The 18382-nt window shown below is 64.1% G+C and carries 20 protein-coding genes; 5 read left to right on the top strand and 15 right to left on the bottom strand.

Going from position 1 to position 18382, the window contains the following annotated elements; translation table 11 throughout:
- Nucleotides 1-74 precede the first annotated feature (74 nt).
- The 9 genes from AC1DZ5_RS01730 to AC1DZ5_RS01690 form a co-directional block, all read right to left on the bottom strand.
- On the bottom strand, nucleotides 75-1202 hold the full coding sequence (locus tag AC1DZ5_RS01730; RefSeq protein WP_477885414.1) for an FAD-dependent oxidoreductase: 1128 nt from the start codon (nucleotides 1200-1202) through the stop codon (nucleotides 75-77).
- Nucleotides 1203-1214: 12 nt separating this feature from the next.
- Complete coding sequence (gene selD / locus AC1DZ5_RS01725; RefSeq protein WP_477885412.1) at nucleotides 1215-3503, bottom strand: selenide, water dikinase SelD; 2289 nt, start codon at nucleotides 3501-3503, stop codon at nucleotides 1215-1217.
- The gene (locus AC1DZ5_RS01720) at nucleotides 3504-5687 is read right to left on the bottom strand and encodes an FAD-dependent oxidoreductase (protein WP_477885410.1); all 2184 of its coding nucleotides are present in this window, start codon (nucleotides 5685-5687) and stop codon (nucleotides 3504-3506) included. It abuts the gene before it with no gap.
- Complete coding sequence (locus AC1DZ5_RS01715) at nucleotides 5684-6289, bottom strand: CDP-alcohol phosphatidyltransferase family protein (protein ID WP_477885408.1); 606 nt, start codon at nucleotides 6287-6289, stop codon at nucleotides 5684-5686. Before AC1DZ5_RS01715 ends, AC1DZ5_RS01720 begins: the two co-directional genes overlap by 4 nt.
- A gap of 9 nt (nucleotides 6290-6298) precedes the next feature.
- The gene (locus tag AC1DZ5_RS01710; RefSeq protein WP_477885406.1) at nucleotides 6299-6802 is read right to left on the bottom strand and encodes a TlpA family protein disulfide reductase; all 504 of its coding nucleotides are present in this window, start codon (nucleotides 6800-6802) and stop codon (nucleotides 6299-6301) included.
- 80 nt (nucleotides 6803-6882) lie between these two features.
- Nucleotides 6883-7512 (bottom strand): ATP-binding cassette domain-containing protein, encoded by a 630-nt coding sequence (locus AC1DZ5_RS01705; protein WP_477885404.1) that lies wholly within the window; start codon nucleotides 7510-7512, stop codon nucleotides 6883-6885.
- Nucleotides 7509-7910 (bottom strand): Rieske (2Fe-2S) protein, encoded by a 402-nt coding sequence (locus AC1DZ5_RS01700; RefSeq protein ID WP_477885402.1) that lies wholly within the window; start codon nucleotides 7908-7910, stop codon nucleotides 7509-7511. Before AC1DZ5_RS01700 ends, AC1DZ5_RS01705 begins: the two co-directional genes overlap by 4 nt.
- A gap of 34 nt (nucleotides 7911-7944) precedes the next feature.
- A complete protein-coding gene (locus tag AC1DZ5_RS01695) occupies nucleotides 7945-9600 on the bottom strand; it encodes an ABC transporter permease (RefSeq protein ID WP_477885400.1) in 1656 nt (551 codons plus the stop codon).
- A gap of 81 nt (nucleotides 9601-9681) precedes the next feature.
- Complete coding sequence (locus AC1DZ5_RS01690) at nucleotides 9682-10545, bottom strand: cupin domain-containing protein (protein ID WP_477885398.1); 864 nt, start codon at nucleotides 10543-10545, stop codon at nucleotides 9682-9684.
- A 128-nt stretch (nucleotides 10546-10673) separates the two neighbouring features.
- On the opposite strand from AC1DZ5_RS01690, the gene AC1DZ5_RS01685 reads away from it, so the two are divergent.
- Nucleotides 10674-11633 carry a phytanoyl-CoA dioxygenase family protein gene (locus tag AC1DZ5_RS01685; RefSeq protein WP_477885396.1) on the top strand — a complete coding sequence of 320 codons (960 nt, stop codon included), beginning with the start codon at nucleotides 10674-10676 and terminating at the stop codon, nucleotides 11631-11633.
- 9 nt (nucleotides 11634-11642) lie between these two features.
- Here the strand turns inward: AC1DZ5_RS01685 and AC1DZ5_RS01680 are convergent, their stop codons facing one another.
- The 5 genes from AC1DZ5_RS01680 to AC1DZ5_RS01660 form a co-directional block, all read right to left on the bottom strand.
- Complete coding sequence (locus tag AC1DZ5_RS01680) at nucleotides 11643-12296, bottom strand: peroxiredoxin (protein ID WP_477885394.1); 654 nt, start codon at nucleotides 12294-12296, stop codon at nucleotides 11643-11645.
- Between the two features lie 67 nt (nucleotides 12297-12363).
- Nucleotides 12364-12609: a hypothetical protein gene (locus AC1DZ5_RS01675; RefSeq protein WP_477885392.1), complete on the bottom strand. Its 246-nt coding sequence runs from the start codon at nucleotides 12607-12609 to the stop codon at nucleotides 12364-12366.
- Nucleotides 12610-12618: 9 nt separating this feature from the next.
- Complete coding sequence (locus tag AC1DZ5_RS01670; RefSeq protein ID WP_477885390.1) at nucleotides 12619-13299, bottom strand: hypothetical protein; 681 nt, start codon at nucleotides 13297-13299, stop codon at nucleotides 12619-12621.
- A 6-nt stretch (nucleotides 13300-13305) separates the two neighbouring features.
- Nucleotides 13306-14238 carry a class I SAM-dependent methyltransferase gene (locus AC1DZ5_RS01665; RefSeq protein WP_477885388.1) on the bottom strand — a complete coding sequence of 311 codons (933 nt, stop codon included), beginning with the start codon at nucleotides 14236-14238 and terminating at the stop codon, nucleotides 13306-13308.
- A gap of 184 nt (nucleotides 14239-14422) precedes the next feature.
- Complete coding sequence (locus AC1DZ5_RS01660) at nucleotides 14423-15502, bottom strand: hypothetical protein (RefSeq protein ID WP_477885386.1); 1080 nt, start codon at nucleotides 15500-15502, stop codon at nucleotides 14423-14425.
- 141 nt (nucleotides 15503-15643) lie between these two features.
- Here AC1DZ5_RS01660 and AC1DZ5_RS01655 point away from each other — a divergent pair, with 141 nt between their 5' ends.
- The 3 genes from AC1DZ5_RS01655 (at nucleotide 15644) to AC1DZ5_RS01645 (ending at nucleotide 17617) form a co-directional block, all read left to right on the top strand.
- Nucleotides 15644-16096, top strand: coding sequence for a lysozyme inhibitor LprI family protein (locus AC1DZ5_RS01655; protein WP_477885384.1), 453 nt, complete (start codon nucleotides 15644-15646; stop codon nucleotides 16094-16096).
- Between the two features lie 87 nt (nucleotides 16097-16183).
- The gene (locus AC1DZ5_RS01650) at nucleotides 16184-16888 is read left to right on the top strand and encodes an N-acetylmuramoyl-L-alanine amidase family protein (protein WP_477885382.1); all 705 of its coding nucleotides are present in this window, start codon (nucleotides 16184-16186) and stop codon (nucleotides 16886-16888) included.
- Between the two features lie 225 nt (nucleotides 16889-17113).
- A complete protein-coding gene (locus AC1DZ5_RS01645) occupies nucleotides 17114-17617 on the top strand; it encodes a pyridoxamine 5'-phosphate oxidase family protein (RefSeq protein ID WP_477885380.1) in 504 nt (167 codons plus the stop codon).
- Nucleotides 17618-17640: 23 nt separating this feature from the next.
- On the opposite strand, the gene AC1DZ5_RS01640 is transcribed toward AC1DZ5_RS01645, so the two are convergent.
- Nucleotides 17641-17967, bottom strand: coding sequence for a plasmid stabilization protein (locus AC1DZ5_RS01640; RefSeq protein ID WP_477684968.1), 327 nt, complete (start codon nucleotides 17965-17967; stop codon nucleotides 17641-17643).
- Nucleotides 17968-18103: 136 nt separating this feature from the next.
- Here AC1DZ5_RS01640 and AC1DZ5_RS01635 point away from each other — a divergent pair, with 136 nt between their 5' ends.
- Nucleotides 18104-18379, top strand: coding sequence for a hypothetical protein (locus AC1DZ5_RS01635; RefSeq protein WP_477885378.1), 276 nt, complete (start codon nucleotides 18104-18106; stop codon nucleotides 18377-18379).
- Nucleotides 18380-18382: the final 3 nt, after the last annotated feature.

Genomic DNA, 18382 nt, shown 5'->3' with positions numbered 1-18382 from the left:
TTGTCGCTCAGCCGCAGCCCCTGTGTGGGCCAGCGCACCAAAGCAGTGTGATCAACCGGTTACCAAGAAAACGCTCAGGAACTGCCTTGCAGATAGCGTGCCACAAAGCGCCGGTCAGCCCACTCTTTGAGCCAGCTGATGGGCCGACCCTGGGCGCTGTAGGTGCCCCAGCTGGCCACGGCCTGGTGGGCACCACCAAACATCAGTTGCAGCGCTTGCGACGCCTGACGCGGTGGGTGCAAGTGCTTGCCTGTGGTGGCGGCCGGCAGGTTGTGCGCCAGGGCCAGGCTGCCGTCGGTCACCGAAAACACCTGGGGGTGGCTGGTGCTGCGCTGGTAGGCATCGGTGGCAATCTGGCCTTGCGCATCCAGCGCCAGGGCGCTGCGGGCCAGCCAGGCCGGGGTTTGCCCTTCGATGGCCAGGAGCGGCACATCGCAGGCCAGACGCGCACCGCAGCCCAGTTTGATTTCGTCCGCTTTCAGGCCCACGGCGGTGTCGTGCAGCACCGTGACGCGCTGGGTTTTCATGGCGGCAATCAGCCGCAGCTCGGTGGGGCTGGGTACCCGGCCATCGGCGGGCTGCGGGGGCGCGACCAGCGTGACGGCGCTATCCGTCAGGCGCTGGCGCACCGCCAGGGCCAGTTCCATGGCGGCCGTGCCGCCGCCTACCACCGCCACGCGCAGCGCGCGCGTCTGGCCCAGCTCGCACACGCGGGGCCACAGGGCGGCAAAGGTTTCCATGGGGTGTACAAACAGGCCGTGCTCCCGCGCGCCAGGAATGTCGTGTTCAATTTGCTCACGGTTTTGCACCGGGCCGGTGTTGACCGACAGCCAGTCGTAGTGCTGGCGGCTACCGTCGTCCAGTTCCAATGTTTGGGTCACCGCGTCCAGCGCACGCACGGTGCGGGGCAGCCAGCGAATGCCGGCGCGGCGCACCAGGGGCTCCAGCGGGATAGCGCATTCGTCCAGCGCGTAGCGGCCCGCTACAAAGCCGGGCAGCATGCCAGGGTAGATGCTGCGCGGATAGGGCGCCACCAGAATGATGCGCATCTCGGCCAGCGGCTTGGCCGCCAGGCTGGAGAGCAGCTGCAGATTCGCCATGCCACCGCCCAGCAGCACCAGCTGCCGGGGCTGGTAGCCATGGGCGTCGGTGCCATGGGCCGATTCGGCATGGTCTTTGAGATGCGCAGCCAGAGCGTTCATGGCGCTATTGTTTCATGAGTGGGCGACCAACACCACCGGTGCCAGGGCGTCGCCCTGGGCGGCAATGTGGCCGATGGCACAGGCTTGCGCATAGCCCTGGGCCTGTAGCGCCGCCACGCAGGCGTCGGCCTGGATTGCGGGCAGGCTGGCCAGCAGGCCACCAGCGGTTTGCGGGTCAAATAGCAAGGGGTAGCGTGGATGAGCCACCCACTGCTCTTGGTCGCGCAGGGCACGGCGCAGCCGCACATTGGCGCTCTGCAGGGAACTGACAATGCCGCGCGCCACACAGTCCTGCGCGCCGCCCAGCAGCGGCAACTGGTCTAGATTCAGGTGCGCGTCCACGCCGCTGGGGCGTGTCATTTCCACCAGATGGCCCAGCAGGCCAAAGCCCGTCACGTCAGTGCAGGCCGTGGCGCCATGGGCGCGCAGGGTCTGCGCGGCCTGCTGGTTGCTCTGCACCATATGGGCCAGGGCGGCTTGCACCCAGCGGCCCCTGGCCTGCAACTGCGCGTGGGATGCCATCAACGTGCCCGTGCCCAGCGGTTTGGTCAGTATCAATACATCACCCGGTTGCATGCCGCCCTTGCGCAGAACCGTGGGCAGGCTGCCGTCGGGCGCCACGTCGACCAAGCCGTTCACGGCAAAGCCCAGCGCCAGCTCGGCGCCTTCGCCCGTGTGGCCGCCCACCAGCGTGCAACCGGCGGCGTTCAGCACCTCTACTGCGCCCGCCATCATCTGGCGCAGTGTGGCTTCCACCTGGCGCTCCAGCCCGGGTGGCACCGTGGCCACCGCGGTGGCGGTGTGGGGCCGGGCGCCCATGGCAAACAGGTCGCCCAGCGCATGGTTGGCGGCGATTTTGCCGAATAGATAGGGGTCGTCCACAAAGGCGCGGAAGAAGTCCACGCTGTGCACCAAAGCCTGGCCCGGCGGCACCCGCACGATGGCAGCATCGTCAGGCGCGTGCAGGCCAATCAATACGTCCGCATTCGCCACGGGCTGCAAACCGCTGAGCGCTTGCGACAGCACCGTGGCCCCCACCTTGGCCCCGCAACCACCACAGCGCATGGCGATGGCCGAGATAGCTTGCTGCGATTCTTCGGCGCTCAAGGGCAGCGTTAGAGGCGCGGCGGCGGCCATGCCGGGGCGCGGCTGGTAATCGTTGAAGCGGCGCATGAAGCGCCGGTCAATCTGGTCCTTCCAGCGCCAGACCCAGCGGCCTGCAAAGCCCAGTGCACCACGCGAGGCCACGGCATAGCGGTCACCGGTGCCGATGAGCGCAAGCCAGCGGCGCTGTGGGTGGTAGGGCTTCAGCGGCTGGCCCTGCACCGCACGCGCCAGGTTCTTCGCCAGCGGCATGCCCATGCGCACGGCAAACACGCCGTTTTTTTCCAGCGCCTGCGGCAGGCTGGCTACATCGCCCCCGGCAAACACCCGCGGGTCGGTGGGGGACTGCAGGCAGTTGTTGACCTGCACAAACCCCTGTGCATCCAGTGCCAGGCCTGTGCCCTGCAGCCAGGCGGCGCCCACGGCACGCGTGACCCAGACCACTTCGTCAGCATCGAACCACGCCCCATCGGTAGTGCGCAAGCGGCCACTCTCCACCTCCGCCACCGCGGCATGGGCGTGCACCTGCACGCCACGCTGCGCCAGCACCTGGGCAAAGCGGCGCTGCACGCCCGCGCTGTGTGTGGGCAGCAGGCCCTCGGCGCTGAACAGGTGGAACGTGAGGGCGTCCGGGTCGTGGCCCAGGGTCTGCAGTTCTTGGCGCAGCCGGTATTGCAGCGCCAGGCACAGCTCCACACCGCCCGCACCGCCACCTACCACGGCAATCGTAGTGCGGCCCGCGTGGTCGCGCACGCGGGCAAGCAGCGCCAACCAACGCTGGTTGAACTGGGTGATGGGTTTGACTGGCACCACGTGCGCGGTGGCACCCGGCACGCTGTGGGTTTGTGGGGTAGAGCCGGTATTAATAGACACGACGTCGTAAGCCACGTCGGGCCGACCCCGCAGCTGCACGGTGCGGGCGCTGCGGTCCAGTCCGGTCACCTCGGCCTGGATGAAGCGGGCGCCCACCGCGGCGCACAGGCGGCAGAGGTCAATGTGCACCTCGTCATAGCTGTAATGGCCTGCGATGTAGCCTGGAAGCATGCCCGAGTAGGGTGTGTGCGCGTCGGTGCAGATGAGGGTGACGCGCACGCCGGGCAGCGGGTGCATGCCGAAGTGGCGCAGCACACCCACATGGCTGTGGCCGCCGCCCACCAAAACGATGTCGCGGCTGATCGGGGTCGTCGGCGTTTGCACCTAGCCGCGCCTCCAGTCGTGGAACCGGCGCACCCAGGCCAGCAGGCGCTCGGGCTGGTGGGCGCGCTTCCATTCGCCGGCCGCGTATTTGTTGGCCTCGGAAAAGGTGGGGTAGGTGTGGATGGTGCCCAGAATCTTGTTGAGCCCCAGGCCGTGCTTCATGGCCAGCACGTACTCGGCCAGCAGCTCGGCCGCGTGGCTGCCCACAATGGTCACACCCAGAATGGTGTCTTTGCCGGGCACGGTCAGCACCTTCACCCAGCCCTGGGCCTCGCTGTCGCAGATCGCGCGGTCCAGGTCGTCGATGTTGTATCGGGTGACCTCGCAGGCCACGCCCTGGGCGGCGGCGTCCTGTTCGTTCAGGCCTACGCTGGCCACCTCGGGGGCGATGAAGGTGGCGCGCGGGATCACGCGGTAGTCGGCTTTGAATAGCTTGAAATCGCCAAACAGCGCGTTGACCGCCGCATACCAGGCCTGGTACGACGCGGTGTGCGTGAACTGGTAGGGCCCGGCCACATCGCCTGCGGCATAGATGTTGGGGTAAATGGTCTGCAGGTACTCGTTGGTCTGCACCGTCTTGTCGGTGGGGATGCCCAGCTCTTCCAGGCCATAGCCACTCAGGCGCGCGCTGCGGCCCACGGCGCACAGCAACTCGTCAAAGGCAATGCGCTGCTCTACGCCGTCATGTGCCACCACCAGCACCTTCTCGCCATCCACCAGTTCGCAGCGCAGCGCCTGGTAGCCAGACAACACCTGCACGCCATCGGCCTGCAGGGCCTGGGCGGCCAGGGCGGACACGTCCGCGTCTTCGCGCAGCAGCAGGCGGGGCGCCATGTCCACCACGGTGACCTGCGCGCCCAGGCGCGCAAAGGCCTGCGCCAGTTCGCAGCCTATGGGGCCGCCGCCCAGCACCACCAGGCGGCGGGGAATCTCATCGCGCTGCGCAAAGCGTTCCCACAGCGTGTCACTGGTCACATAGCCCACGTCCTCCAGGCCGGGCAGCGGCGGCACCACGGGCCGGGCGCCCGCGGCAATCACGATGCTGCGCGTGGTCAGCACCTGCGTACTGCCGTCGTTGAGCGCAATCTCCACCGTCCAGGGGTTGACGATCTTGGCGTAGCCCTGCAGCACCTCCACGCCCAGCGCGGTGTAGCGCTCCACGCTGTCGTGCGGGGCAATGGCGGCAATCACCGCCTGCACACGCTGCATCACGGTTTTGAATGAAAACGGTGCCTGGCCCCCGTCATCATTGCGCGAGGTGCTATGTAAACCATAGCGTTCTGCGTGGCGGATCTGGTGGGCCAGGTTGGCGCTTTTGATCAGGGCCTTGCTCGGCACGCAGCCAAAGTTCAGGCAATCTCCGCCCATCTGCTGTGCCTCCACCAGCGTGACCTTGGCCTTGACGGCGGCCGCAATGTAGGCCGAGACCAGGCCTCCGGCCCCGCCGCCAATGACAATGAGGTTGCGGTCAAAGGCTTTGGGGCGCACGGACTTCCAGCGCGCGTAGACCTTGCGCTTTTGCAGCGCGTTCGTGACCACTTTGGCCAGCAATGGAAACAGACCCAACAGCATGAATGCTCCCAGGATGCCGGGGCTGGCCACGTCGCGCAGCGACTGGATGCTGGCCAGCTGCGTGCCTGCGTTCACATAGACCGCAGTGCCCGCCAGCATGCCCAGTTGGCTGACCCAGTAAAAGGTCCAGGGTCGCAGGGTGGTCAGGCCCATGAGCAGGTTGATGACAAAAAACGGCACGACCGGGATCAGGCGCAGGCTGAACAGGTAGAGCGCACCGTCGCGCGCCACGCCCTGGTTGATGTCCGCCAGCCGCTTGCCAAAGCGCGCCTGCACCGCGTCGCGCAGCACAAAGCGTGCGGCCAGAAACGACACCGTGGCGCCGATGCTGGAGGCAAACGACACCAGCAACAGCCCCCATCCCAGGCCAAACACGCCGCCGCCGGCCAGCGTGAGCACGGCCGCGCCTGGCAGCGAAAGCGAGGCCACCGCCACGTACACCGCAAAGTAGGCCGCCCGCGCCCCCCAGCGGTGGTCGGCATAAAAATCCTCCAGCGCGGTATGGCTCTGCTGCAGGGCGTCCAGGCTCAGGTACTGCCCCAGGCCCAGCGCAAAGAAGGCGGCCACCAGCGCCGCAAACCCCAGCAGCAAAAGCCATTGGGTGCGCTTCACTGAAACGCTTCCCAGCCCCACCAGATGCGGGTGACGATGGTGGCGGCGCACAAGCCCGAAAAGATGTAGGCCAGGAGCGCAAAGTGCGCCGGCCACAGGCACATGGCGACGAAGAAGGCGATGGTCTCGGTGGCCTCGGTCAGGCCACCCAGAAAGTAGAACGACTTGCCCGGCGTGGCCAAGTCCTGCACGCCGCGCTTGGCGGCCAGCGCCGCAAACGCCAGAAAGCTGGACCCCGTGCCCATGAAGGTGGCCAGCAGCACGGCCGCGGCCAGCGCATTCTCCGCCGGGTTGGCCAGCGCAAAGCCCAGCGGAATGCTGGCGTAAAACAGAAAGTCCAGCGTGATGTCCAGAAATCCCCCAGCATCGGTGGCCTGCGTTTGGCGTGCCACAGCGCCGTCCAGTCCATCGCACAGTCTGGATAGTAAAAGGGCTACAGCCCCCATGAAATATGCGCCATTAGCTATCAAAATTGCAGCAAACAGGCCGATACCAAACCCCACCAACGTGACCACATTGGCCCCCACGCCGGCCCGCACCAATACGCGGGCAACCCCTTGCAGGGGCGGACGAACCAGGGTGGTGAGATAGCGGTCCAACATGGGGGGCTCCTAGGGCAGCATTTCGGCCACGCCGTCCCACACCTCGGGGGCCAGCCGGCCTTCGAAGCGCGAGATCACTTTGCCCTGCGGGTTGACCAGCAGGGTGACAGGCAAGCGGGCGGAGGGTGGCGTGTCGGCACGTTGGTGCACGCTGATCCAGCCACTGCCGGGCATTTGGGTTTGGCCGACGGCGGCCTCGTAGGCCAGCCAGTCTTCGGTCTTGCGATCCACGTTCACGCTCACTAGCGCAAACGGCTTGCTCTGCCAGCCGCGCAGATTGGCCCGCAGCTCGGGCAGGCTGTCGCGGCACACCGGGCAGGCGGTGGACCAGATGAACACCACGGCCACCTTGTTGCGGATGGCCGCCGTCTGAAAGGCCTGGCCCTTGGTGTCGCTGGCGCTGAGCTGCAAGGCGCTGCCGGGCAGCACGGTGGTGGGCGAGGGCTGCGCTTGCACGCTGGCGCCCAGGCAGAAAAACACCAAGGTGGCAAGACGCAGGAGGGTGTGTGGCATGGTGGGAAGTCTAAGGTGGATGGAGGGGAAGCACACCTTAGTCGCGCCCAGGGCCGATTTCTTACGCGCGGGCCCTGCGTTCAAGCGGGGCCGAGTTGGGTGACCCGGGCCGGATCGGCCACATCGGCCACGTCGTGGGTCACCAGCAGTGCGGGGATTCGGCGCGCCTGCACCAGGCCAAATACCAGTGCACGCATGCGGCCACGCAGCGCGGAGTCCAGCTTGGAAAACGGCTCGTCCAGCAGCAGCGCCCGGGGCTGGGCCAGCAGGGCGCGCGCCAGCGCCACGCGGGCACGCTGGCCGCCCGACAGCGTGGCGGGGTTGGCGTGCAGGGCGGCTGCCATTTCCACGTCGGCCAGGGCGGCCACCACCGCGGCCTCGCGTGCGGGTTGCGGGCCGCCGGGCACGGCAAACAGCAGGTTCTCGCGCACCGTCATATGGGCGAACAGCAGGTCTTCCTGAAACAGAATGCCCACGCGCCGCGCCTGCGTGGGCAGGGTGTCGATGCGCTGGCCATGCAGGGTGATCTCCGCCTCACACTGCAGGCCTTCGTCCAGCGTGCCGCACACGGCGGCCAGCACACTGCTCTTGCCCGAGCCGCTCTCGCCCATCAGCGTGTGCACCGTGCCCGGTGCAATCTGCAGCTGCAGGCCCTGCACTAGCGTGGCGCTGGGAGTGGCCAGGCGCTTGATATGGATCTGCAGGCTCACGGTTCGGGCCCGTCGCTGGCCACGCAGATGTTGCCCTGCGCATCCAGTTGCACCGCAATGGCAGGCAGGGCCTCGCCCACGCAGTCTCCGGATTCGCAGATGCCGTCACTCCAGCGGTAGCGCGCGTAGTGCACATTGCAGCTGATGCTGGTGTGGGGTTTGAAAATCAGCAGGTCCTGCCGCGCGGCCAGTGGCACGCCAAAGTGGGCGCAGCGGTTTTCATAGGCCTTGACCGTGTCTCCACTGCGCAGCAGCAGATAGCGAAAAGGTTTCTGGCTCTGCGCGTCGGGCGCGGGCAACTCACCCATGGTGGCGCTGCCGTCAGCCAGCGCGTCTAGCCGGCCCAGTACCGTGCCCGGGGGCGGTGTGGGGCTGGAGGTGGGGGGGGAGGTAGCCATGGCGCAATGGTATCGGGCGGCAATGCCCATTGCCTCAAAACTTGCGCGCCCGCCCCAGCCGCGCGGCCAGCGCAAACACCAGCACCGGCAGCAACCACTGCAGCCAGGCGTAGGCCGCCGTGAGCGAACGCTGACCGCCGGCGGCCAGGTTCACGGCCTCGGTGGTCACCGTGGCAAAACGGCCCGCACCCACGTACAGCGTGGGCAGGTACTGCGCCACGCTGACCGCAAAGCCAATGGCTGCGCCGGCCGCTAGGGCACTGCGCAAGAGCGGCCACTTCACGCGCAGCAGAAAGTGCCAGCGCCCGTGGCCTAGTGTGGCCGTTACCTGGCGTAGTCGCGGGTCAAACCCCTGGTAGGGCCCTTGCAGCGCGATCAGCACATAGGGCAGCGTGGCCAGCGTGTGCGCCAGCCACAGCCCCGTGCCGGTGGTGTCCAAATCCCACGCCAGGCTGAGCCGGTGCAAGCCCACCACCCAGAGTACCGCGGGCAGCACCAGCGGCAGCATGAGCAGGGGGCGCGCAAGCCGCTGCCAGCGTGCAGGCGCCCACTCCAGCCAGGCCACGGCCCAGAGCAGCACCACGCCGCTGCTGGCCAGCGCCAGCCACACGGTGGTCCACAGCGTGGCGCTGCTGCGCAGCACGTTGCGCCAGGCAGCCCAGGTCCAGCTGTCGGGCAACAGCTGGGGGAAAGGCCAACTGCCGACTACGCTGCCCAGCAGCAGCGCCAGCATCACCGCGCCGTAGGCCAGCACCAGCGTGGCCAGTAGCCAAGGCATGCGCCTGGTGGCCCGCGCCGCTGTTTCCACCATGGGCTGGGTACCGCCTGTCCACCGCTGGCGCCACAGCGGTGTGCGGTGCAGGCCCCAGGCCAACGCCGCACACAGGGCCAGTGTGGCGGCCAGCAGCCAGGCCGCAGCCGCCCCCTGTGCATTGGTGGCCGGGTCCGCGTCTTGCAGCCACTGCCAGGCCAGCACTGCCAGCGTGGGGGGCGAGGTGGGGCCGATGAGCAGCGCCACGTCCACCACCGTCAGGCTGTAGGCCAGCACCGCCAGCAGGGGGGCGGTCAGGCGCGGCAACAGCTGCGGCCAGCCCACGCACCACCAGGCAGCAGCGGCGCTATAGCCCAGGGTGTGGGCCAGGCGCAGCTCTTGCTGCAGGCGCCGCGCTACGTCGGGCCGCTGCAGATGCGCCAGCGCGGCCCACAGCAAAAACGGAATCTCCTTGCACACCAGCACGGCGATCAGGCCCAGGCCCCAGGGGTCTTGCGTGGTGGGCCAGGGCGGCGGTGCGGTCAGCCCGGTGGCCCAGGGCGAGACGAGGCGCAAGAGCCAGCCACTGGGGGCCATCAGCGCCACCAACCCGATAGCGAAGGCCGCGTGGGGCACGGCAAGCAAGGGCGAGAGCAGGCGCGTTAGCCGGTTGCTGTGCGCGGCGCTGTGCAGCCGCCCCACCGTGGCCGCCAAGACCCCTGCGGTAGCCATCGTGGCCAGCAGGGTGGCGGCCAGGCCAGTCCACACACTGGCGGCCAGCGCCGCCCCGGTGTGCGGGGCCTGTGCCAGTGTGACCCAGGCCTCGGCGTCCAGCCCGGCGGCGACAGCGCCCCACAGGCTCCAGGCCAGCGGCAACAGCACCGCTGCCAGCAGCGTGAGTGCGGCCGGGTGGCTGTGGGGTGGGTGGGGGTGCTGCATGCGCGAATAATAATCAAATAGGCCTCTAGCCCCCGTGGAATATGCGCAAGAAGCTACCAAAAATATAGCAACTGACGCGGGCTAGGGCGTTGCCACATGGTAGTTGGCACGGAACGTCCGCGGCGTCATGCCCTTGCGTTGCAAAAACTGGCGGTTGAAATGCGCCAGCGTGCTGTAGCCCACGTCACTGGCGATCACGTTGATGGGCAGCGGGGTGTTGATCAGCAGCTGGCAGGCCTGGCCGATGCGCAGCTGGGCCACATAGTCCAGCACCGTCATGCCGGTGTGGCGTTTGAAGAAGCGGTGAAAGGCCCCGACCGACATGGCCACCTCCTGCGCCAGCGCGGAGGCTGACACCGTGTCCGCTGGCCGGGCATGCAGGCGGTGCAATATCTTGCCGATGCGCGCGCCCACCTTGTCGCCCGCGGGCGTGTAGGCATGGGTGGCCAGCGGCCGGGCCGCCGTGTCCTTGGCCAGTAGCGTGAGGATGTGCAGCAGCGTGGGCAGTCGCAGCGCCGGTTCTTGCGCCTGCAGCGCGAGGATCAAGGGCTGCACCTGCGCGCGCGCCGCGTCCGAAAACTTCAGCCCGCGCCCGGCCTGGGTCGACAAGGCTTGCAGTCCGCCCAGCTCGGGCCAGTGGGCCATGGCACGTTCCAGCCAGCCGGTGGTGAACCACATCACCACGGCCAGCATGGGCTGGCTGGTGTCGGGCCGTTCGGTGGCGGCCCAGGTGTGGGGCTGGTTGGGGCCGGTGAGCACCAGGTCGCCGGATGCAAAGTCTTCCAGGCTGTCACCCACATAGCGCTGACCCTGGGCGTTCAGGGTCAGCGTGAGCTCGAACTCGGGGTGGTAGTGCCACAGAAAGGGCAGCTCCGGCAGCTCGCGCCAGAGCAAGCTCCACGACTCGCCCACCGGCACGGTGACCTGTTCAAACTGTGGTTTCATGACCTTGGCTAGGTTAATTTGGTCAGAATCGTACCAGTATCAGGCAGTCGGCAGGTACTGGAAACCCGTGTCCGTTTTCACAATTCCCTTTCGTCCACACCCCATCCATAGACACGCAGGAGACCGCCATGAACGACCGATACCGCTACGGCGACCAACGCCCCGGCAACCCCACCCTCTCGTACACCGCCAACGAACAGCTGCGCGACATTCAGAAGCAACTGCCCCTGCGCGTGTTGTCGGAGGCCGACTTTGCCCACTGGCAAACCTATGGCTACGTGGTGATCAAGCAGGCCATTCCGGCAGAGCAAGTCAAAGCCACGATCGATTTTTTGTGGGAGTTCCAAGACTGGAACCCCAACGACCCCAGCACCTGGAACCACGCTGAGCTGCGCGGCCATGAGATGAAAGAACTCAACGGCTCCGGCATGGTGGAGACCTACCAGCACCAGACCCTGTGGGACAACCGCCGGACGCAGCGCGTGTACGACGCGTTTGTGGACATCTGGGACCGTGAAGACCTCTGGGTCAGCATCGACCGCGCCAACCTCAACACGCCCAACCGCGGCGCACGCCAGTTCACCGGCTTTATCCACTGGGACGCGGACACCACGCAGGACCCGCTGCCCGTCAATGTGCAGGGCGTGCTGGCACTGTCAGACACCAGCCCGCAGAGTGGCGGCTTCCAGTGCATCCCAGAGCTATTCAAGAATTTCATCGAATGGCGCAAGACCGCACCTGCCGATCGCAACCCCTGGCGCCCCGATGTGGACAGCCTACCCTGGCCCGTGCAGTTCATCTCTATGCAAGCGGGCGACCTGCTGATTTTCAACAGCCTGCTGGCCCACGGTATCCGCCCCAACACCAGCGACCATCTGGTGCGCGCCGCACAGTACATCGCCTTCACGCCTGCCAACGAGGGGGACGCCATGCTGCGCGACGCGCGGGTCACTTCCTGGCGTGAGCGCGAAGCCCCGCAGGGCTATGCGTTTCCTGGGGACCCGCGTGAGTGGGAAAAGAAGAAGTACCCCACGGCCACGCTCACCCCGCTGGGCGAGCGCATCTTGGGGCTGGCCGACTGGGCCTGAGCCCGGGCCTTACTTGGGCGCGTGGGTGGTGCGCAGGTAGGGCAGCTTGATATCGAGGTGGCCGTACTTCTCGCGGGCCTGGTCGTCGTTGAGCGACAGGGCCACGATCACGTCCTGGCCCACGGTCCAGTTGGCGGGGGTGGCCAGGGGCACGTTGAAGGTCAGTTGCAAGGCGTCCAGCGCGCGCAGCACTTCGGCAAAGTTGCGGCCCACCGACATGGGGTAGGTCATGGAGAGCTTGAGCTTCTTGTCCGGGCCGATGATGAACACCGAGCGCACGGTGGCGGTATCGGCAGCGGTGCGGCCATCGGGCAGGTAGGCCTCGGCGGGCAGCATGTCAAACAGCTTGGACACGGCCAGGCCTTCGTCTGCCACGATGGGGAAGCCGGCCTTGGAGCCTGCAAAGCTCTCAATGTCGCCTTTCCATTTCTTGTGCGCTTCCACGCCGTCCACGGACACACCGATCACCTTGGTGCCGCGCTTGGCCCACTCGTCGGCCAACTGGGCCACGGCGCCGAATTCGGTGGTGCACACGGGGGTGAAGTCTTTGGGGTGGGAAAACAGAATCGCCCAACCGGAGCCAATCCACTCGTGGAATGTGATGGGGCCCTGGTCGGTATCGGCCGTGAAGTTGGGGACGAGATCGTTGATGCGTAGAGCCATGGTTTTCCTCCGGTGGATAGGGGAGTGGCAGTTTGCCAGAAGTCGGCAGGCCGTGCCGCTGGCAGGGTCAGGTGATTTTGAAGACCGTGAGCACTTTCTTGCCCCCCGCCTTTTCCTCGTAGGCCGACCATTGCTTGATGCCCTTGACCAGCACGGTGTTGCTGACGTCCTTGACGGGCTGCTTGGCCTTGAGCTTGGCCGTGACCCAGTCCTGCACATGGGGCAGGGTAGGGCCGTGCTGTCCGGTGGGGATGAGCAGGGATTTGCCGGCAACGGTGCCGGCGGCGGTGACCTGGATTTCGGTGGCGGGCATGGGGGTCTTTCAGGGGTTGGCGGCGCGGCAGCGCTGGATGTCGCAGGCCGTGGGCAGTGCAGATCGGTACTCTACGCCCGGCGGTCGGGCTTGGCCGCCGCGGATGCTGCACTGCTCGCCCTGTGCATTGTTGTAGTAAGAGCTCACGTCCACACAGCGCCGGGAATGTGCCACCACGCCAAACAGGTGGCCCATCTCGTGCGAGATCACCATCTGCAAGGTCTCTCGCGCGTCGTGCGCCGGGTTGCGGGTGTTGAGCAGCTGAAACGCCGAAGGCCCCAGGGCGATGGTTTTCAGACCCAGGTTGGCCAGGCCAAAGTTGTGCTGGCTGCCTGCTTCACTCCAGTGCACGCGGATGGCATTGGGTGGCACGGGCTCCTCCGGCGGCACCAGCAGCACCTTGGCCGGAATGCCGCACGCGGACCATGCGGTGGCGGCACGCTCCAGGGTGGCCAGCACCAGGGATTGCGGGAACCACGGAGGGGCTTCTGCGTGGCTGTACGCAAACACCAGCGGCGTGGCGACTGCCGGGCGGTCTGCGGCATCGCCCCAGGTGGCTACTTCGCCGGGGCGGCACTCGGCAATTTCCTGCGCCCGCAGCGCGTCCCACGGCGCGCCCCATGCGCCCCGTGCCACTAGCAGCCAGGCCAGTGCAGCCAGGTGATACCAGCGCGCGCGGTGGAGGTCCATACCGGGTTACAGCGGAGGGGCTTGGTACAGCAGCACTTTGAGCGCGCGCTCGGGTGATGCGTCGGCAAATGTGGCCGGGTTGGGCAGGCGCTGCACAAAGCGCAGTGTGGGCGCCTGCTCTTGCAGGTGGGTTTGCAGGAAGGCCGTGTCCAGCTCAGGCGCATTCAGGCACACCAGCGCATGGCCTTCGGGCGCCAGTAACTCGGGCAGGCGGCGCACCAGGCGGGCGTAATCCTTGGTGGCCACAAAGCTGCCTTTCTGGTAGCTGGGCGGGTCCACGATGACCAGGTCGTACGGCCCGCCACGCGTGATCTTGCCCCAGGTCTTGAAGATGTCGTGCGCCAGAAAACTGGCGCCGGTGTTGAAGCCGTTGAGCCGGTGGTTTTGCTGGCCAATGGCGAGCGCGCCCTGGCCCATGTCCACATTGACCACCTGCTTGGCGCCCGCCTGCAGCGCCACCACCGAGAAGGCACAGGTGTAGGCAAACAGGTTGAGCACCTTGAACGCATACGTCTTGGGGTGCGCGGCCACATGCTGGCGCACCCAGCGCCGGCCCTCGGCCATGTCCAGAAACAGGCCATGGTTTTGCCCACGCAGCACGTGCACCTTGTACTGCGTGCCGGCCTCGGTCACCACGTGCGGGTCGGGCACGGTGCCGGCCATCAACCGGGTATCCGTCTGGCCTTCGGCCCGGCACTGGAACACCCAGTTCAGCGGTTGTCCGGGCGCGATCTGCTCCCAGCGTGCGGCCAGTGCGGTGCCGACCGTCGCCAGCGTGGCATCGGCCACCGGCTGAAAACAGGTGAGCACCAGCACAGGCGGGTAGGCGTCCAGCGCCCATTGCTCGCAGCCGGGATGCAGGCCACCACGGCCGTGGAAGATGCGTTGGGCGTCAGTGGGCAGGTCCATCGCGGCGATGGTGTCGAGCAGGGCTTGCAAGGGGTGAACGGGTAAGCAGTGGGAAGGCTGTGAGTGTAGGTGGAGTGCTATGTTGGACAGTGCATAGACTGCCGGGGGGCGACGCGCGATGGGGCTTCATTGATCAGCCCGCTTAACAAGCTTACAGATCTCGCGGTCACGACTGGGTGAAGGTCGTGGCGACGTTTGCAGATGTCCTCATTGACTAATCACCAGATTTTGTTTTTATCTCGGACTTTGGAAGCTGTAGGTACTTCCTCATCCCGTCGAATTTCTCATCGTAAACCAGGACATTGTCTTTCTGTTCTGGCTGGAGAATTCGCAAGCTGTCGTACTTGGTCTCCACTTTCTCCTCCGTATTCATAAATACCTTGTGATCCCACCGCTCCTCCGGATCGGGATAAACAGTTTCAAGGATGACCTTGCCTTGAAAAACTTCGTTAAATGCGATGTAGTACTCCGGATGAAGAGAGGGATCGTTCTTTCTGAGAAAAACCAGGAGGATGTAGGTGTCGTTCAGTTCTTCTCGCGTGTTCTTGAGAAGAATTGCGATTTCTTTTTTATCTTGCCCGCTGAAATTGCCTTCTCTTAACAGGCTTGAGTATTTGAGGTTTCCGGATTTGAGGAACCGATAGTTCGCTCCTTCGTCGGATGAGTAAAACTGAAGGAGTTTCTCTTTGACGCCATACGGCAATTCCTTGAGATAAAACGCATCGAAGCTGTGGCCGTATTTTCTGCTGAAGTTTTCTGCCGACATCAAGTAGTTTTCGTTAAGGATGGTGGGCAGCAAGGCGGGGTATTCAACAGCGCCCTTCATGGCGAGCTTTAAATACGCAATCCAGTTTTCCTGACCAACCGCCGGTCGATACTTTTCCAGATCCTGAAGCGTATTCGTTTCAATCACGGAGTACCCGGGTTGCTTTTTCCCCTTGTCGTCAGTGCAGGTAACGCAGTAAATGGTTTCACCAAAATGGAGGGCGTAAAGTTTTTCAGGAAGCTGGTCGTACTCTTTTTTGTAACTTGCATTCAGAAGCTTGCCCTTGGTGATATGACCTGTATCACCGGTAAAGATAGCGATTGTTTTTGACTCGGCGACGGCACTTGCCTCCGTATCGCCTTGTGTACTCACTAGCGCTGCGAATCTATCGCTTTCGTGCGTAAAGTCGTAGACGTAGTATTTGAAATATTGAAAATCGTTCTTGGCAAGGAGAAATAGGAGCGCAAACACAAGCAATGCAAGCGCTGCCAAAGTCTTTTTGGTCTTGGACAAAGTGAAAAAATTCATGGGCCAGATGGGTGGTATGTGTTTAAACAACAGGCGAACCATGTCGGCTGATTGAAGGGCTGGTATCGTGAAACGTAGCCAAGAGCCGATCCGGACCGTCGAAGTATCACTGATAAAGATGTGACAGACGGGAAATGGCGAATGGCTTCTGCCATGGGCGCATCGCCCATAATTCCCAATCCTACATTCGGAGAATTTATGAAATTTTTGACTTTGGCTTCGGTGGCTGCGGGTTTGGCCTTTTCAGCACAATTTGCCCACGCGGAAGACACGGAAAGCTGCGACAAGTTCAAGACCAGCTATGACAAAACCTATTGTGTCGCCAAGTTGTTTTTAGAATCCGACAAAGAGCTGAATGCTGTATACACCGAGCTGCGAAAACCGCTCAAAGACAATGTAAAACAGCAACTGACTGCGACACAACGCGATTGGATCAAATACCGGGATGCGTCGTGCGAGCGCTCTGGCTCCATTGACGTCAGCTGCAACTACAAACTTAACCGTGAGCGCGCCGAGTACCTGCGCGACCGTGCGCGTGAGTGCAAAACCGGCACTTGCAACGACACCGCTATCGCCAAAAAATCTTGGGAATGAGCCGTTTGAACGAATAGGCGGAAAACCTTGTTTTGGCGCTATTTAAAAGCACGCAGCGCACAGGCATTTTTGTGTCTGTGCGCTTTTTTGATATGCGCCGCTCCCTGTGATGCGGCTGACGCTGCGCGCACCGCAGACAAACCATTCGTCATTGTTATAGACCCCGGCCACACCCCCAAGCAAGCCGGTGCTTTGGGCGTCAAGGGCATCCACGAAGTCACCTACAACGATGCACTGAGTGCAAAACTGGCCAAGGCTTTACAAGCCCCTGACGTGCAAGTGGTGGTCACGCGTGCACCCTCAGAAGAGATCAGCCTGGACGGACGCGCTGAACTGGCAAATGCCCGCCAGGCGGATTTATTTTTGGCACTGCACCACGACTCAGCGCAGCTGAAATACCTGACCAAAACTGAAGTCAACGGCACACCCGCATACCAGACCGTTCAGCCGATTGCCGGTTACTCCATCTTTGTGTCCCAACTCAATCCCAGGTTTGCACAAAGCCAGCAGTTTGCCAAGCTACTGGGGCAAGCATTGCTCGCACTGGGTCGCCATCCCACGCTGCACCATGCCGAACCCATCGCAGGCGAAAACCGCGAACTGCTCGATGCCAAATTGGGCATTTACAAATTTGACGAGCTACTGGTTTTGCGAAAAACCACGGTGCCCGCGGTATTGCTGGAGGTAGGTGTGATCGTGGACGCGGAGGACGAAAAATACGTGGCCGATATCGCCAAGCAAGATGCCATCGTGCAGGCGATCGTGGCCGCTGTCGAAAAATATCGGCACTGAGCTACTCAAACTCCAATTTGCCTTATAGCCCTTATTCCGCCTAGGTTTACAGCTACAAAATTAATAGTATTTAACGTGACCGTCCGACCTGAGCTTGCAAGGGGTGAACGGGGTAAACAGTGGCTGTGAGTGTAGGTGGAGTGCCCGCATGCTGTGTTGGATGAAACACAGACGCCAAGGTCAGGGTGACGCACGATGGGAAGTCCAACGAAACCGGAGTGAAGCATGAAAATTGACACCCAAACCGCGCCAGATTTGCAGAAGATTCGCGATCTGATTGACGGCATGCATATCGCCATGCTGACCAGCATCGATGCGGATGACCGGCTGGTAAGCCGCCCCATGTCTGTCTTGAAGATGGACAGTGAGGGAGTGTTCTGGCTCTTTGCCGACACGAACTCGACCACGGTCAACCAGCTGGACCGGGTGAACCTGAGCTTCTCCAATGAAGAGGACTCCACCTATGTATCCATCGCCGGCCACGGTGTGGTCAGCGACGACCGTGCGCAGGTGCATGCGTTGTGGTCGCCGCTCATGAAGCCCTGGTTTCCCGACGGGGAAAACTCCCCCAACCTCGCGCTGCTGAAGATCCAGGCGCAGACGGTCGAGTACTGGGATTCTGGCCACAGCAAGATGGTGCGCTTGTTCGCGATGGCGGCCTCCGTCGTTGCCAGCAAACCCATAGGTATGGGCGAACACGGAACTATCGATCTGCTTGAAAGCCCCTGAAACCGTACGGCGCAGCTCGCCTGTCAGGCCTTCAGGGCCTGTTCCAGTTGCGCCTTGTTCATGCGGGAACGTCCCTTGATTCCGCGCTGGCGTGCTTCATTGCGTAGCTGCTGCACAGTCCGACCGCCCGCGCCGCTGTGCGAGCGCAGGCCTCCGCGCCGGGCGGAAGACATGTCGTTCAGGGATGACGGACTGGCCTCCGTGGATTCTCCGTGTCGGGCGCGCTCCTTGTTGACCACGCGCGCGGCGATTTCCTTAGCCAAGGGTGCCGGCTTTCCATGGTCCAACAGGCTTTCCTTGATGTGCAAGTATTGACGTTCGCGTTTGGCGTTCCAGGCAGATTTGGGCATGAGGGCTCCTCCAGGGTGTCAGTGGTGCCATTGGACCTGGGCCAACGCGCCTTGTTGGTGCGAAGCCGCACGCTTTCGCCAAGCCCGTGACCCTGTTGGCAGGTAGGATGCGAGGCCTCAACACGAAAGAGAGCCAATGTTCAAGATTTACTGGACCGACGAAGACCAGCAGGTGCATGGCGAAGAGACCGCAGAGCTCGGCCAAGCACTCCAAATCACCAAAGCGAAGCGCGATGCCGGCCACCGCTTCGTGACCATGGCCAGCGAAAACCCGCAGCATGCGGGCAAGCCCGGTGTGGACACCGTCGCGGACGGGAAGACCCCCGACGGGCAGGACTACGACTGGTCCAAGGCCGGGCGCGCGGGCCGGCCCCGCAAGAACGACCGCATCATCACCAACAAGGACCGCTGAGCA

This window comes from Rhodoferax sp. P1_F3 (assembly GCF_056405715.1).
Note: the sequence above shows the minus strand (reverse complement) of the source record. Positions and strands in the feature narration are given on the sequence as shown.